Raw genomic sequence first — 435 nt, forward strand, 5'->3', positions numbered from 1 at the left:
CGACGCTGATCCGGCTGGTCGCCTCCGCATGCGAGGCGGCGAACCAGCGGTTGTGGGACACCCAGTGCGGGCTGCTGAACACCGGGCAGCGGGCGGTGCTGGACTCACTGCTGTCCCTGCCGGGGTTGATACCCACCATCTGGGCTGCCTCCTTGTAGCTCACGCCTTCTCGCACGAGCTGAAGGTTGATCCGCCGTTCGTCGATCAGTTGCACAGCATCCCTGGTTGATCGGGCGGTCCCGGATCTGGAAGTCCAAAGCATTCCCTGAGCTGGAATGTTGCAAGGACCACTGGAACTCAGGTGATCCGGGGGCCGTCTGCGTCGGGTTGATCAGAGTGCGAATGCGGTCACGCGTCAGTCGATGGTGAGGAGTGCGGCTTTGCTGGGGACGCCTCGTGTGTCGAGCGCAAAGAGCATGTAGGTGCCGGGCAGTG

Source organism: Streptomyces sp. NPDC019890 (genome assembly GCF_044903445.1).
In the GTDB taxonomy this organism is placed as follows: Bacteria; Actinomycetota; Actinomycetes; order Streptomycetales; family Streptomycetaceae; genus Streptomyces.